The organism is Dickeya dadantii NCPPB 898, assembly GCF_000406145.1.
In the GTDB taxonomy this organism is placed as follows: domain Bacteria; phylum Pseudomonadota; class Gammaproteobacteria; order Enterobacterales; family Enterobacteriaceae; genus Dickeya; species Dickeya dadantii.
In genome coordinates this window covers 2,940,800-2,956,224 of record NZ_CM001976.1, presented here as the reverse complement: position 1 = coordinate 2,956,224, position 15,425 = coordinate 2,940,800, and the positions used below count along the sequence as shown (strand labels likewise).

The window sequence follows — 15,425 nt, the reverse complement described above, 5'->3', positions numbered from 1 at the left end:
TAACAACATCGTCCATCAGCGGCGTACCACAACATCATTCTTTCAGAGGGAACAGTATGCGGATTTCAGCTGAGCGTTTAACGCAGATAGCCTATGAACTGTTGCGTAACACCGGGTGTGACCACGACGAAGCCGAGTGCGTGGCGCTTCATCTGGTCGGCGCGAATCTTAAAGGGCATGACAGCCACGGGGTCGGCATGCTGCCGGAGTACGTCAGCTTCATCGCGCAGGGCATCATGCATCCCAATACGCCGGCTCGTTTGCTGCAGGATGGCGGCGCGGTGTTGCAGTTCTCCGGCGATCGCGGGTTCGGGCAACGCACCGGGCGCGAAGCGATGCTGGCGGCGATCGAGCGGGTGAAAACCACCGGCATCTGCCTGATGACGCTGGCGTCGACCTGCCATCTGGGCCGCATTGGCACCTATGGCGAAATGGCGGCGCAGGCCGGTCTGATTTCGATTCATTTCGTTAACGTCAGCGATATCGCGCCGCTGGTGGCGCCGTTCGGCGGCAGCGAAGCGCGTTTCGGCACCAACCCGATCTGTATTGCTTTTCCGGGCAGTGACGACAATCCCGATTTTATTCTGGACTTCGCCACCAGCATTGTGGCGCTGGGTAAAACGCGCGTGGCCTGGCTGGCGGGGAAAAGTTTTGATGAGCCGGTGATGCTGGACAGCGACGGGCGCCCGAGCGCCGATCCGCGAGTGATGTGGGAAGGCGAGTCGACCGGCGCGTTGTTGCCGATCGCACGTCACAAGGGCGGCGGCCTGATTCTGGCGGCGGAACTGCTGGCGGGTATTTTGTCCGGCGGCGGCACCATCCATCCGGGCAATCCGCGCGAAGGCGCCATCGTTAACAACATGACCACCATTGTGATTGACCCGGCTAAACTGGTGGGGATGGCGTGGCTGAAACAGGAGTACGATGCCATGTTGGCGTATGTCCGCGCGTCGCGCTCGCCGGATCCGGCGGTACCGATTCTGATTGCCGGCGAACCGGAACGCCAGGTCCGCCGGCAGCGTCAGGCTGAAGGCATCACCATTTCCGACGGCGAGTGGTGGAAAATTACCGACGCCGGGTGTTCTCTGGGCATGCCGGCGGTATTTTTTACGGCGTAACGTCGGTGCAACGCGTGGCGAGCATCGACAAAGAGAGTTGAAAAGTATTGGATTTATACCCTAAATAATTCAAGTTACAGGAAGGCGGCAACCGAGTGAATCCTCAGGAGCTTACATAAGTAAGTGACTGGGGTGAGTGAGGGCAGCCAACGCACCTGCAACTTGAAGTATGACGGGTATATCACTCATACTGCAGGCCGCATCGTTGAACAGCGCTCGTTTTTAAAGGAACTGTGTTATGGCTGAAGAAACCATTTTCAGTAAAATCATTCGTCGGGAAATCCCCGCCGATATCGTGTATCAGGATGAATTGGTCACTGCCTTTCGCGACATCGCGCCACGTACTCCCACCCACATTCTGATTGTGCCGAATGTGCTGATTCCCACCGTGAACGACACCGCGCCGGAGCATGAAGCGGCGCTCGGCCGCATGATCACCGTCGCGGGCAGCATTGCCCGTCAGGAAGGGATTGCGGATGACGGCTACCGTTTGATCATCAACTGCAATCGTCACGGCGGTCAGGAGGTGTATCACATCCATATGCATCTGCTGGGTGGTCGCCCGCTGGGGCCGTTGCTGGCCGGTTGATGCGGTCATGCGCGCATTTTCATCAGGTGCATTGGCCGCTCTGCTGCTGAGCATGTCGCTTGTCGGATGCAGCAAAACGGCCAGTCTGCCCATTAACTCCAAACAGACGCTGGTGCTGGACGCCTCGGTGATGGCGGCCGGCATTAGCGCTTCTCGTCCGTCGTTGTCACGTGGCGACGCAGGTCAGCAGGCGTCGGCCCGTATCAGCAATGCGTCGGAACGGCCGGTAACGCTGCACTACCGTTTTTACTGGTATGATCAACAGGGGTTGGATGTGCCGCCGCTGGATGTCAGCCAGACGGCGGTGATTCCTGCCCATACGGATATCTCACTTGTGGCCACGCACGCCAACCCGGCAGCCAGTCAGGTACGGCTTTATCTTTTTCTCTGAGGCGTGATTAAGAGGACAGACATGAAAAAATATCTTGGCATCGTGCTGATGGCGCTGGTGATTGTAGGCTGTACCAGCCGCGTGCCGCAAACGGAACAGCCGGCCACCATCGAACCCGCCGTCCCCACACCGTCGAAACCGCAGTTGCCGCCGTCAGAAAGTCAGCCATTGCCGACGCCGCCGAAGATTCAGGTGCCGGTGCTGGACTGGTCGGCGGCGGTTACGCCGCTGGTGGGGCAGATGGTGAAAACCGACGGCATCGCCAGAGGCAGCATTCTGCTGCTGAACAAGCTTAAAAATAACACCAACGGTTCGTTGCAGACCGCTCAGGCGACCACGGCGCTGTATAACGCGCTGGCCTCTTCCGGCCAGTTTACGATGGTGTCGCGCGAACAACTGGGCGTGGCCCGGCAGTCGCTGGGGTTATCGGAGGAAGACAGCCTTGAATCGCGCAGTAAAGCGGTGGGGCTGGCCCGTTATGTCGGCGCGCAATACGTGTTATATGCCGACGCCAGCGGCGACGTTAAGTCGCCCGAACTGTCGATGCAACTGATGCTGGTGCAGACCGGCGAGATTGTCTGGTCCGGCAATGGTACGGTCCGCCAACAGTGAGGCGCTGAACGCGCTGTTGCAACAAGCTCTGCCGGCGGTAGCGACCGCCGGTTTTTATTTACAGCCGGTCAGCGGCCTGAGTCACCAGAGCTGGCGCATTCATTCTCCGGCCGGGCTGTGGCTGGCGCGCGGCGAAACGCCGCAGGGGCGCCAGCTCGGCACTTCCCGACAGCGCGAGTTTCATGTGTTGCGACAACTGGCTGGGCAGTCGCTGGCACCGCATCCGGTGTGCTGGCACGACGGCTGGTTGCTGGTGGAGTGGTTGGCGGGCGAGCCGGCCGATGCGCGCCAGTTTGCGCAGTCGCTGGCGGAAGGACAACTGGCGGCGATGTTGGCGCGTCTGCATCATCAGCCGCGCTACGGCTATCCGCTGCCGTTGAAACGCCTGATGACGCAGCACTGGCAGCATATGGACCCTGCCCGGCGCTCGCCGCGTCTGAGGCGCGCCTATCAGCAAGTGGTGGATAAGCCGTTGCCGACGCCGTTGCTGATCGCGCCGCTGCATCTGGATGTGCATCCCGGTAATCTGCTGTGTACCGAGGTCGGCTGGCGATTGATTGACTGGGAGTACGCCGCGGACGGCGATATCGGGCTGGAGCTGGCGTTGTTGTTCCGGGCCTGCGAGCTGGATGACGCGCGTCAGCAGGATTTTTTACAGGCGTATTGCCGGCACTGGCGTCACCTGCGCCCGGCGTCATTGCGGCGGCAGGCGGCGCGCTGGCAATATTGGGTGGATTATCTGGTGCTGATGTGGTTCGAAGTCCGCTGGCGGCAGAGCGGTGAGACGTATTACCGACAGACGGCTGACGCGTTACGGCGGGTAGCGGGGTGGCGCGGTTGAGCCTTTACCGCCGGAGCGGGCGTTTGGCTATCATGCCGATTTCATCAGGCCGATTTGACCATCATGTCGATTTGCTCATCATGTCGATGGGTAATCATACAGAAGAGGTGTTTGTGGGGCCGTTAATGTTAGATGTGGCCGGCTATGAGCTGGACGCGGAAGATCGCGAAGTGCTGGCGCACCCGCTGGTGGGCGGCGTGATCCTGTTTAGCCGTAACTTTCATGACGCCGACCAACTGGCGGAACTGGTGCGTCAGATGCGTCGCGCTTCTCGCGAGCGGCTGGTGGTATCGGTCGATCAGGAAGGCGGCCGCGTGCAGCGGTTTCGCGACGGTTTTACCGCGCTGCCGGCCGCGCAGTCGTTTGCCGCGCTGAACCCGTTGCCGCAGGCGCAACGGCTGGCGGAAGACGCGGGCTGGGTGATGGCGGCGGAGATGATCGCTATGGATATCGATATCAGCTTCGCGCCGGTGCTGGATGTTGGGCACCAGAGCGCGGCGATTGGCGATCGCTCTTTCCATGACGACCCGGACACCTTGCTGGCGGTGGCGGAGCGTTTTATTGCCGGTATGCGTGCCGCAGGCATGAAGGCAACGGGCAAGCATTTCCCCGGACACGGTGCGGTAACGGCGGATTCCCATAAAGAAACGCCGCGGGACGAGCGGCCGCTGGCACACATTCAGCAGCGGGATATGCGGGTTTTTCGGGAACTGATCGCCCGTCAGCAGTTGGATGCGGTGATGCCGGCACACGTGATTTATACCGATGCCGATCCCCGTCCGGCCAGCGGGTCGCCTTACTGGCTCAAACAGGTGCTGCGTCAGGAGCTGGGGTTCGGCGGCATCATCTTCTCGGATGACCTGTCGATGGAAGGCGCGGCGGTGATGGGCGGCTATGCCGAGCGCGCGCAGGCGGCGCTGGATGCCGGATGCGACATGATTCTGGTCTGTAATCAGCGGCAGGGCGCGATTAGCGTGTTGGATAACCTGTCTCCGGTCAAAGTTCCGGGGCTGGAGACGCTCTATCATCGGGGATTGATCACACGTCGGGAACTGCTGAATTCATCGCGCTGGAAACAGGCGACGTCGCAGTTGACGGCACTGAGTGAGCGCTGGCAGGCACACAAAGCCGCCGGTTAAATCACCCGCTACATGAGGCTGGAGGGAAGGCACCGATGATCATTTATTTGCACGGTTTTGATTCAAGCAGTCCGGGTAATCATGAGAAAGTGCTGCAACTGCAGTTCATCGACCCGGATGTCCGGCTGGTGAGCTATAGCACCCTTCATCCGCGTCATGACATGCAGCATCTGCTCAGGGAAGTGGACAAGATGCTGCAATTGAACGCGGATAGCCGCCCGCTGATTTGCGGCGTCGGGCTGGGTGGATTCTGGGCTGAACGCATTGGTTTCCTGTGTGATATCCGCCAGGTGATGTTCAATCCCAACCTGTTCCCGCAGGAAAATATGGAAGGCAAAATCGATCGCCCGGAAGAGTACGCCGATATCGCCACCAAGTGCGTAGAGAATTTCCGCGAGAAAAACCGCGATCGCTGTATGGTAGTGCTGTCACGCCACGATGAAATGCTGAATAACCAGCGCAGCGCCTGTTTGCTGGGGGAATACTACGAAATCATCTGGAACGAGAGCGAAGGTCATAAATTCCGCGATATTTCTTCACATCTGCAACGCATCAAGGCTTTCAAATCTCTGGGGTGATGTTGCCTCTATAACCCGTCATACTCCACGTCGCAGGACAACACGCCAGCGTGTTGTCCTGCGACTCGAATTATTTATAAGGTCTATACTGTTTTGAGGTTGTCGTCCCGCGCCTGGTGGGAGAGACAGCCGCTTCTCCTCTACTGACCAGCGACACTAACTTCTTGGATTTCAACGTCTAATTCTCAGCACTGACGATCTGTAACTAAAATAAATTGATATAAATCAATTTTGGTATGACCAAATGACCTTACATGCTATTCTCATCGCATATATCCAATTTCTATTCTCATAACCATATGTAATATAAGGATATTATTTTTTACCCTTTATTAACTATTGGTTCACAAATTTTCAGGGGGTCATTTTGACATCATTGCCAATCAAGAAAATCGTGATTGTCGGCGGTGGCGCCGGAGGGCTGGAGCTGGCAACCAGTCTGGGGCGTAAGCTGGGCCGTAAGAAGAAGGCGGAAATAACACTGGTGGATCGCAACCACAGCCACCTGTGGAAACCACTGTTGCATGAAGTGGCGACCGGCTCGCTGGATGACGACATGGATGCGCTGAGCTATCTGGCGCATGCCCGCAATCATCACTTCAATTTCCAGTTGGGCATGTTAACCGACATCGACCGCGAACAACGCTCCGTTCAACTGGCCGAAATCCGCGGCGAGCAGGGGGAACTGCTGGTAGCGGCCCGTTCACTGCCGTACGACATTCTGGTGGTGGCGCTGGGCAGCACGTCTAACGACTTCGGTACGCCGGGCGTTAAAGATCACTGCATTTTCCTGGACAACCCGAAACAAGCCCGTCGTTTCCATAACGAAATGCTGAACCTGTTCCTCAAATTCTCTGCCTCTCAGGGGGAAAAAGAGAAGGTCAATATCGCGATTGTCGGAGGGGGCGCCACCGGGGTGGAATTGTCCGCCGAACTGCACAACGCGGTGAAACAGCTGCACAGCTACGGCTTTGACAGTCTCAGCAATCAGGCGCTCAACGTCACGCTGGTGGAGGCGGGCGAGCGTATTCTGCCGGCGCTGCCGCCGCGTATTTCTGGTGCGGCGCACCATGAACTGACCAAGCTCGGTGTCCGGGTGCTGACCAAAACCATGGTGACCAGCGCTCAGCAAAACGGCCTGAACACCAAGGACGGCGAGTTTATCGACGCCGACCTGATGGTGTGGGCTGCGGGTATCAAGGCGGCCGACGCAATGAAGGACATTGCCGGTCTGGAAACCAATCGGATCAACCAACTGGTGGTGGAGCCGACGCTGCAAACCACGCGCGATCCGGCCATTTTCGCCATCGGCGACTGTGCGTCCTGCCCACAGCCGGGCGGCGGCTTTGTGCCGCCACGCGCGCAGGCCGCGCATCAAATGGCGTCACGTTGTTACGCTAACATCCTTGCGCTGATGAATAATCAGCCGCTCAAGCCTTACGTCTACAAAGACCACGGGTCACTGGTGTCATTGTCCAAATTCAGTACCGTCGGCAGCCTGATGGGCAACCTGATGCGTGGCTCGGTGATGGTGGAAGGACGGATTGCCCGCTTCGTTTACATTTCGCTGTATCGCATGCATCAGATTGCGCTGCATGGCTACATCAAAACCGGCCTGATGATGCTGGTCGGCAGTATCAACCGGGTGATCCGCCCGCGTCTCAAACTGCATTAAGGCCGGATTGTTCCGGTCTGGCGCCTCGGTTGCCCGCTATTCGGCGGGCAACCTGTTATTCCCCGCTATATCCCTGCTATATCGCTTACATCACAGAATAAAATATTGTACTAACGGCAACTAAAGGTAAGAAAATTCCCAAATGTGACAGTTTTGTTATCTGTGCAACCTTTTTGGGGTAGAAATCCGATTGAGAGTACCAGGTGGATTAGGCAGACTTCATCACGTCAGGCGGCGTAGCGCGCACGCCGCGCCCCGGAAGGTGGGGCTTTCGGGTAAGCCATCAGCCCGTCATGAGCCGTAAGAGCGCTTAATACAGGGCGAGATGGAAGATGCGTGGTTATTTATTCAGGAGGTTTCCTGTGAACAAGTCAATGTTAGCGGGTGTAGGTATTGGTATGGCTGCAGCTCTGGGCGTAGCAGCCGTCGCCAGTCTGGATGTGTTTGCGTCCAGGCCGCAGTTTGCACAGGTGCTGATTGCAACACCTATCAAAGAAACCGTGAAAACGCCGCGTCAGGAATGCCGTAATGTCACCGTGACGCACCGTCAGCCGGTTCAGGATGAAAACCGCATTGCCGGGTCGCTGCTGGGTGCAGTAGCCGGCGGGGTGCTGGGGCACCAGTTCGGCAACGGCCGTGGTCGTGATGTGGCGACGGTAGCCGGTGCGCTGGCCGGCGGTTACGCCGGCAATCAGGTGCAGGGAAAAATGCAGGACGGAGATACCACCACCTCCACGCAGCAGCGTTGCCAGACGGTGTATGACAAGTCGCAGAAAGTGCTGGGTTATGATGTCACCTATAAAATCGGCGATCAGGAAGGAAAAGTCCGGATGGACCGCGATCCCGGCACCCGTATCCCGCTCGATCGCAACGGCCAGCTGATTATCAATCAGTCCAGCTAATGCGGTGGACAGTCAGGCCCGCGTCGTCATGTTGCTGACCGCGGGCCTGATGTCTTGTTGACACCCGCCCGCCTGACTCAGGCATCATATAAATCGGTATCCTGCACCGGCGAGTGGCGCTGGCTGGGCCGAATACGTTTGACCGAATCTCTCACCGCCAGCGTGCCGTTAAGCAGAATATTGCCGGCGCCCCGTCCCGGCTGCATCAGCTGAAGCTGTAACAACCTGACCGCTTCCCGTCCCAGCTCTTCACGCGGGATCAGCACGGATGTCAGCGGAATATCGTGCACCGCCGCCAGATTAGCGCCATCCATGCTCATCACCGAAATATCCTGCGGTACGCGCAGCTTCGCTTTATGCAGCGCATTGACGGCGCCCACCGCCATAAAGTCGCCGCCCGCCAGTATGGCGGTAGGGTATTGTTCCCGTGGGCAGGCGGCCAGAAAATCAGTGACGGCCTGCTCCGTTTCCGCACTGCCAAAGCCGCGGGGCGTCAGCAGGTGGATGTCGTCGATAAAAGGCAGATTGTGTTGTTGATAGGCATCGCGGATGCCCGCCAGTCGCCACTCCATGGTGTAGCGCCGCAGACATAGCAGGGTCAGGATCTGACGGTGCCCCTGGTCGATCAAATAGTTGGCGGCAAATTCGCCGATAAGCTGGTGTGCCGGCGACACGCCGGACAATTTCATTTTGTGATCGAGACAGTTGACCAGCACGCAGGGTTTGTTCAATTCGGCCGCCAGCGCGTGGATATAAGGGTCATCAATGCCGATCAGAATGGCGCCTTCGGTTTCCGGCAACGACATTTTTTCCAGAAACAGCGCCGCATCGCTGTCGTTTTCCGCCAGCCCGCAGTAGCGCAGGCGGACATCGTGCGAGTCCAGCGAGTCGAGAATACCTTCCAGTACCTTATGGTAGAAAATATCCGCCCGGCTATTAAAGGCGCGCTCCGGCGCGAACACCGTCAGGCTGTTTAGCAGCAAACGGCCGGTGGCCAGATGATCCATCACACCGTATTGCCGGGCGGAGGTCAGAATTCGCGTCCGGGCCGCATCGCTGGTATTGGATTTGCCCGCCAGTACCCGGGAAACGGTGCTGACGGAGAAGCCGGTTTGCGTGGCGATTTCACGAATTTTGAGGTTTTTTTTCATTTTGTGATCCCGTTCAATTTGAACCATGAAAAAATTTTCATCACCAGAAAAAAGGCGGCTGCCGGCGTATGAATGACCAGAAAGAATCAGTTTCGACGCTATCATGAAAATAGTTGCAAAAAAGTGAGTATCTCCGGCTTTTTAATTTTTCTACGCTGAATCGGTCGTGGTTCTTCAGGCGTCGTCACGCCGAGAAATACGCCGTCACGACATAAAAATACTTATAAAAATCCGATTATTAGAACATCAGGATGGTGTTGCGCCGGCAGGTGTTTCACCGTTGTCTGTCGTAAGGAGATCACCATGAGTCTCGACGTTAATTCCTCGCCCGTCATTAATGAAAAACGAAAGTTCAAACAATTGCGCTGGTGGATACTGGCGTTATTTCTGTTTGGCGTCACCGTTAATTACATTACCCGCAACTCGCTGGGTATTCTGGCGCCCGAATTAAAAACGGTGCTGAATATTACTACCGAGCAATATTCCTGGATTGTCGGCGCCTTTCAGTTGGCCTATACGATATTTCAGCCATTGTGCGGATGGCTGATCGACGTTATTGGATTAAAGCTGGGTTTCATGATCTGCGCCGTGATTTGGGCGCTGATGTGCCTGCTGCATGCCGGCGCCGGGAGCTGGGTTCAGCTCGCTATTTTGCGGTTCATGATGGGCGGGGCTGAAGCGGCGGCCACGCCGGCCAACGCCAAAACCATCGGCGAGTGGTTTCCCCGCGAGGAACGCCCCATCGCCGCCGGTTGGGCCGGGGTGGGCTTTTCCATCGGCGCGATGCTGGCGCCGCCCATTATCGTGGTCGCGCATTCCGCTTTCGGCTGGCAAGGCGCATTCCTGTTTGCCGGGGTGCTGGCGATGCTGTGGGTAGTGTTGTGGTGGCTGTTTTACCATAATCCGGGAGAACACCCGCGCCTGAGCAAAGAAGAACTGGCGTTTATCCGTCAGGACAATGAGCCGGAGCCGGTGAAACAACCGTTTTTTACCGCCATGAAAACGGTGATGAAAAACCGCCGTTTCTACGGCATCGCCATTCCCGCGTTTATGGCGGAACCCGCCTGGGCGGTGCTGAGTTTCTGGGTGCCGTTGTATCTGGCTAAAGAGCGCGGCATGGATCTGAAACAAATCGCCATGTTCGCCTGGCTGCCGTTTCTTGCCGCCGACTTCGGCAGTATCGCCAGCGGTTACCTGACCAAGCTCTACGCCCGGCTGTTTGGCTGCTCACGCATCAACTCGGTGGTGGGCAGTTCGGTGACCGGCGCGTTTCTGATGCTGTCGCTCGCGCTGGTCAGCGTGACCCAAAACCCTTATCTGGCCATCATCCTGATTTCTATCGGCGGATTCGGCCATCAAATCATTTCCTGCATGTTGAGCGCCGTGGTGGTGGATTCGTTTGATAAAGGCCAGATGGCGACGGTCAACGGTATGCGCGGTGCCAGTGCGTGGATCGCCAGCTTCCTGTTTTCGCTGCTGATTGGCGTCACCGCCGACAGGATTGGCTTCAACCCGCTGTTTGTCGCTATGGGCTTTTTTGATTTATTCGGCGCGCTATTCCTGATTGCGTTCATCGCGGAACGCCGCCAGCGCGCTCACTGACAGAACTTCCGGATAGACGAGTGATGCTATGAAGACATTGAAACATTGGGTATTGCACCATCAGGCCGAGGATCGGGTTGAACTGCTGGTGGACGGCGCACACCGCTTTTTGTTGTACGTGCTGGCGCCGGGGCTGATGCGGGTGCTGATTAAACAGCGTGGCGAACTGCGGTTGAATCGCACCTGGAGCATCGCGCCGCAGCAGGACGTGCCGTGGCAGGGTAGGGAGCGGGAGAGCAGCGAGGGGTTTGCGCTGCCGGGCTATACGTTGTGCTGGCAAGGCGATGCCTTGCAGATCAGCACCGGACAACTGCGGGTGACGGTGCACCAGCCGCTGTGGCTGGCATGGGAATACCTTGATGCGCACGGGCAGTGGCAACCGCTGGCGTCCGATCGGCCGACCGGCGCCTATCTGCTCAATATGCACGGCGACGGCGTGGCGCACTACCAGCGTCGTACCCCGCAGGAGCGCTGCTACGGGCTGGGCGAAAAAGCGGGTGACCTAAACCGCGCCGGCCGTCGCTTTGAATTCCGCAATCTGGATGCGATGGGTTATAACGCGCAAAACACCGACCCGCTTTACAAGCACTTGCCGTTCACCATTGTGAATCAACCGGGTGCCAGCTACGGCGTGTTTTACGACAATCTCAGCTCCACCTGGCTGGATCTGGGCAACGAGATTGATAATTACCACCCGGCTTACCGGCGCTATCAGGCCGAAGCCGGGGATCTGGATTACTATTTTCTGCTCGGCCCCGCCATTATCGATGTGACCAAAGCGTTTGTCCGGCTCACCGGCAAAACCTGTTTCGGCCCCAGATGGAGTCTCGGTTACAGCGGCTCCACCATGCATTACACCGATGCGCCGGACGCTCAGCAACAGCTGTTGTCCTTCATCGAACTGTGTCGCCAGCATGCGATTCCGTGCGATTCGTTCCAGCTCTCGTCCGGCTATACCTCGATAGGCAACAAGCGTTATGTGTTCAACTGGAACTACGACAAGGTGCCGCAGCCGGAGCAGATGAGCCGGGCATTCCATGACGCCGGTATGCATCTGGCGGCCAATATCAAGCCCTGCCTGTTACAGGATCACCCCCGCTATCAGGAGGTGGCGGCCAAAGGGCTGTTTGTGCGCGATTCGGAGTCGGATAACCCGGAACGCTCCAGCTTCTGGGACGACGAAGGCTCGCATCTGGATTTCACTAACCCGGATACCGTCGCCTGGTGGCAGGAGAACGTGACCCGGCAACTGCTGGAAAAAGGTATCGACTCCACCTGGAACGATAACAACGAATTTGAGATCTGGGATGGCGAAGCCCGCTGTCATGGTTTTGGCCAACCCGTTGCCATCAAACATATTCGCCCGTTGATGCCGTTGCTGATGATGCGTGCCTCAATGGAAGCGCAGCAGCGGTTTGCACCGGCACTGCGGCCTTATCTGATTTCGCGCTCCGGCAGCGCCGGGATGCAACGCTACGTGCAGACCTGGAGCGGGGACAACCGTACCAGTTGGCAGACGCTGCGCTACAACACCCGCATGGGGGTCGGCATGAGTCTGTCCGGCCTGTATAACGTGGGTCATGATGTCGGCGGTTTCGCCGGTAATAAACCCGATGCCGAACTGTTCGCGCGCTGGGTACAGAACGGGGTGATGCACCCGCGGTTTACCATTCACTCGTGGAATGACGACGCCACGGTCAACGAACCCTGGATGTACCCGACGGTGACGCCGATCATCCGTGACGCCATCCAACTGCGTTATCGGCTGTTGCCGTATTTGTATACCTTGCTGTGGCAGGCGCACGCGGATGATGAGCCGATGCTGCGCCCGACCTTTCTGGACCACGAGCATGACCCGCGTACCTTCGAGGAAACCGACGACTTCATGCTCGGTAAGGATCTGTTGGTGGCGAGCGTGGTGGAGCCGGGGCAACGTCAGCGGGAGGTTTATCTGCCGGATAATGGCGACGGCTGGTATGACTTTTATCGCGGCGACTGGTTCAGCGGCGGACAAACCGTGACGCTTGATGCGCCGCTGGAACGATTGCCGCTGCTGGTGCGGGCCGGCGCGATGCTGCCGTTGTCGGCGCGTACGGATTTTACCTGCCCGGAGGCCGATGATCAGCGCACCTTGCTGCTGTTCCCTCTGACCGGTAATGGCGTACGGCAAGGGGTATTGTTTGAAGATGACGGCGAAACGCATCGCTGGCGCGACGGGCAGGCGCTGTGGCTGCGTTGGGAAGTGCGTTGCAGCGCCCAGCGTATTGATATCACCTTCCGCCCGGAAGGGGCATTCGTTCCGGCGTGGCGCACATTAGCTGTACAGTTGCCGCCTGACGAACGGCGCGCGCTCTATATCAACGGCGAGTGCGGCACCGAGTATCAGTTGCCTGCCGGCCGCTAACCAGACGGGCGGCGCACGTCCAGTTGGCCGATGCGCCGCCCGTGACCGGTATCGCCTTATTGTCAGCCGAATACGGCGTCCCGTTTATCAATAGGCAGCGAAGGGGTATTATCGACAGCACATTGCCAATGCCGCCTATTGAGATAGGCTCTTATTCAGGCACCGGGAAGATATATGCTGGATCATTCAGAAGTTCAACGCTATCTGCAACGCATTGGCGTCAGTTCACTGCCCACGGAACCGGCCTTACAACTGCACAGGCTCCATCTTGCTCACCTTACGCACATTCCGTTTGAAAACCTGGATGTGGTGTTCGGGAAACCGATACGCCTTGATCAATCCGCTATCTATCGCAAGATCGTTGATGCGCGGCGCGGCGGTTTCTGCTACGAACTTAACTACGGATTTTATCTGCTGCTGAAGGCATTGGGGTTTGATGTGCAACTGCTGGCAGGGCAGGTGTGGAACGACGACGGCCATTACGGACAGCCATTCGACCATCTGTTTCTGAAAGTCGAGCTGCCGCAGGCGGCGGTGATTGCCGATATCAGTTTCGGCGATTCATTCTGCGTGCCGGTGCCGCTGTCTGGCGCGGTATCCCACGAAGAGCTAGTCAGCTATCGGGTGGCGGCCACGGATGACGGTTATCAGTTGCAGCAACTGACGGCGGGTCAGGCATGGAAACCACAGTACAAGTTTACGCTGCAACCCCGGCAACTGGAGGAATACGCCGACATGGCGCATTACCACCAGACCTCGCCGTCATCACCTTTTACCGGTAAATCGCTTTGCACCCGCGTAACGCCGGAAGGGCGGGTGACGCTATCGGACAACCGGCTGATCGTGACTCGCCATGGGCAGAAAAGCGAACGACGGATCGACAGCCACCGCGATTATCTGGACTGTCTGCAACAGCAGTTCGGGATTGTGCTGGCCGACGATTACGACAGCCAGCGCTGGTTTGAGCGCCTCACGACGGCGGTGTCCTGAGGCGCCTGACGAACGGAATACTGTTTAGCGGATATAGTATTTAGCAGAACAGCCTTTAACGGAACAGCCTTTAGCGGAACAGTGTCTCGGCCCAACGGGCCAACCCGGCGGTGACGGAACCGAAATCGTCGCCGCTGGCGATCGGCACATCGGGCAGACAGTCGCTGATGGCGGCGCGCAGCAACGGCGAGCGGGCGCTGCCGCCGGTCAGGTAAATCACATCCGGCCGGGTCTGGCTGTTTTTCTGTGCCTGAACGAGCTGCTGCCTGATATGTTCCAGCGGCTGGGTAATGGCCTCTTCCAACTGATTCGCGCTGACGCGGGTTGCCAGGTCGGGCGAGATGAACGACAGATGCGCCTGCGTGCTTTCCGCCTGCGACAGGGCGATTTTCTGTTCTTCCGCCAGCCGCACCAGACGGTAGCTGAGCCGCTGACGCCACACGGTCAGCAGGCGCTCCACCCGGTCGGGTTCGCGCGCATCGCGGATCAAATCGCGCAGCAGCTTACCGCAGGCGTTGCTGTAGAATTCCGCCTGTGCCGGCACGTCGTTGATGGCGACGGCGTTCCACCACGGTAGCACCGGCAGGGCGGTGCCTTTTTCGGTGATGCCGTTCATCCCCAGCAATGGGCAGAACTGCCGAAACGCCAGCATGATGTCCAGATCGTTGCCGCCTACCCGGCAGCCGCTGTGGCCCAGCAGGCTTTCCGCGCGTTCGCGACGGTTGCGCCAGTCCGGCCCCATGAGCAACATCGAGCAGTCGGTGGTGCCGCCGCCGATATCCACCACCAGCACCCGTTGTTCTTGTTGCAGCGTGGCTTCGAAATCAAGGCCGGCGGCCACCGGTTCAAACTGGAACGCCACCTGCCGGAACCCGGCGCGTCGGGCAGCCCGTTCCAGAATGCCCTGTGCCTGACGATTGGACTCTTCGCCGCCCATGCCCTGAAAGTTGATTGGCCGGCCAATCACCGCCTGTTCGATCGGCTGGTCGAGCTGTTGCTCGGCCTGCTGGCGAATGTGCAGCATCATGGTACACACCAGATCCTCAAACAGCGCCATTTGCTGTGGTTTCAGCCCGGTGGCGCCGAGAAACGACTTGGGTGATTTCACGAACCAGACGTCTTCCGGGTCATCCATGTAATGGGCCAGCGCCGCCAGCCCGAACCTGACGCTGTCCGGCTGAACCCGGATATCTTCCTCGCGGTTGTGGTTGATGGCGCGTTGCAGCAGCTGGGCGTTGTCGCCTTCCGCGGTGACCTGATGATGCCGCCACAGCCATTCGCTGACCGCTTCGCGGCTGGGCGCGCACAGCATCGACTGCAAATAGGGCGACTGTTGCTCCAGCCGCAGCAAACGTGGCGCCCCGTGTTCCATGACGGCCAGCGAGCAGTTGGCCGTACCATAATCAAAGCCGACAAACATTGTTTTTTTATCC

14 protein-coding genes are annotated in these 15,425 nt (G+C 58.3%); 12 read left to right on the top strand and 2 right to left on the bottom strand.

What is annotated here, in order from left to right; all coding sequences use genetic code 11:
* The first annotated feature begins 56 nt into the window (after window positions 1-56).
* The 9 genes from DDA898_RS13420 (at window position 57) to DDA898_RS13380 (ending at window position 7,845) form a co-directional block, all read left to right on the top strand.
* On the top strand, window positions 57-1,118 hold the full coding sequence (locus DDA898_RS13420) for a malate/lactate/ureidoglycolate dehydrogenase (RefSeq protein WP_038911453.1): 1,062 nt from the start codon (window positions 57-59) through the stop codon (window positions 1,116-1,118).
* Window positions 1,119-1,356: 238 nt separating this feature from the next.
* Window positions 1,357-1,707 (top strand): purine nucleoside phosphoramidase, encoded by a 351-nt coding sequence (hinT, locus tag DDA898_RS13415; RefSeq protein WP_013318426.1) that lies wholly within the window; start codon window positions 1,357-1,359, stop codon window positions 1,705-1,707.
* Window positions 1,708-1,714: 7 nt separating this feature from the next.
* Window positions 1,715-2,098 (top strand): YcfL family putative periplasmic lipoprotein, encoded by a 384-nt coding sequence (locus DDA898_RS13410; protein WP_033112344.1) that lies wholly within the window; start codon window positions 1,715-1,717, stop codon window positions 2,096-2,098.
* A gap of 21 nt (window positions 2,099-2,119) precedes the next feature.
* Window positions 2,120-2,710 (top strand): penicillin-binding protein activator LpoB, encoded by a 591-nt coding sequence (lpoB, locus tag DDA898_RS13405; RefSeq protein ID WP_038911452.1) that lies wholly within the window; start codon window positions 2,120-2,122, stop codon window positions 2,708-2,710.
* Window positions 2,688-3,551 (top strand): phosphotransferase, encoded by an 864-nt coding sequence (locus DDA898_RS13400; protein WP_038911451.1) that lies wholly within the window; start codon window positions 2,688-2,690, stop codon window positions 3,549-3,551. The genes lpoB and DDA898_RS13400 overlap by 23 nt, the downstream gene beginning before the upstream one ends.
* A gap of 113 nt (window positions 3,552-3,664) precedes the next feature.
* Complete coding sequence (nagZ, locus tag DDA898_RS13395) at window positions 3,665-4,690, top strand: beta-N-acetylhexosaminidase (protein WP_038912576.1); 1,026 nt, start codon at window positions 3,665-3,667, stop codon at window positions 4,688-4,690.
* A 35-nt stretch (window positions 4,691-4,725) separates the two neighbouring features.
* Window positions 4,726-5,268 carry an alpha/beta hydrolase YcfP gene (gene ycfP, locus DDA898_RS13390; RefSeq protein ID WP_013318421.1) on the top strand — a complete coding sequence of 181 codons (543 nt, stop codon included), beginning with the start codon at window positions 4,726-4,728 and terminating at the stop codon, window positions 5,266-5,268.
* Window positions 5,269-5,635: 367 nt separating this feature from the next.
* The gene (locus DDA898_RS13385; protein ID WP_038901509.1) at window positions 5,636-6,943 is read left to right on the top strand and encodes an NAD(P)/FAD-dependent oxidoreductase; all 1,308 of its coding nucleotides are present in this window, start codon (window positions 5,636-5,638) and stop codon (window positions 6,941-6,943) included.
* A gap of 362 nt (window positions 6,944-7,305) precedes the next feature.
* Entirely contained in the window at window positions 7,306-7,845 is a 540-nt protein-coding gene (locus DDA898_RS13380) for a glycine zipper 2TM domain-containing protein (RefSeq protein ID WP_013318419.1), read from the top strand.
* Between the two features lie 77 nt (window positions 7,846-7,922).
* Here the strand turns inward: DDA898_RS13380 and DDA898_RS13375 are convergent, their stop codons facing one another.
* A complete protein-coding gene (locus DDA898_RS13375) occupies window positions 7,923-8,996 on the bottom strand; it encodes a LacI family DNA-binding transcriptional regulator (RefSeq protein ID WP_038912575.1) in 1,074 nt (357 codons plus the stop codon).
* A gap of 303 nt (window positions 8,997-9,299) precedes the next feature.
* Between DDA898_RS13375 and DDA898_RS13370 the strand changes: the two genes are divergently transcribed.
* The 3 genes from DDA898_RS13370 (at window position 9,300) to DDA898_RS13360 (ending at window position 13,992) form a co-directional block, all read left to right on the top strand.
* The gene (locus DDA898_RS13370; protein WP_013318417.1) at window positions 9,300-10,598 is read left to right on the top strand and encodes an MFS transporter; all 1,299 of its coding nucleotides are present in this window, start codon (window positions 9,300-9,302) and stop codon (window positions 10,596-10,598) included.
* Between the two features lie 28 nt (window positions 10,599-10,626).
* On the top strand, window positions 10,627-13,002 hold the full coding sequence (locus tag DDA898_RS13365; protein WP_038911450.1) for a glycoside hydrolase family 31 protein: 2,376 nt from the start codon (window positions 10,627-10,629) through the stop codon (window positions 13,000-13,002).
* 174 nt (window positions 13,003-13,176) lie between these two features.
* Window positions 13,177-13,992: an arylamine N-acetyltransferase family protein gene (locus tag DDA898_RS13360; protein ID WP_038911449.1), complete on the top strand. Its 816-nt coding sequence runs from the start codon at window positions 13,177-13,179 to the stop codon at window positions 13,990-13,992.
* Between the two features lie 70 nt (window positions 13,993-14,062).
* Here DDA898_RS13360 and yegD read toward each other — a convergent pair whose 3' ends face one another.
* Window positions 14,063-15,412: a molecular chaperone gene (gene yegD / locus DDA898_RS13355; protein WP_013318414.1), complete on the bottom strand. Its 1,350-nt coding sequence runs from the start codon at window positions 15,410-15,412 to the stop codon at window positions 14,063-14,065.
* Window positions 15,413-15,425 lie beyond the last annotated feature (13 nt).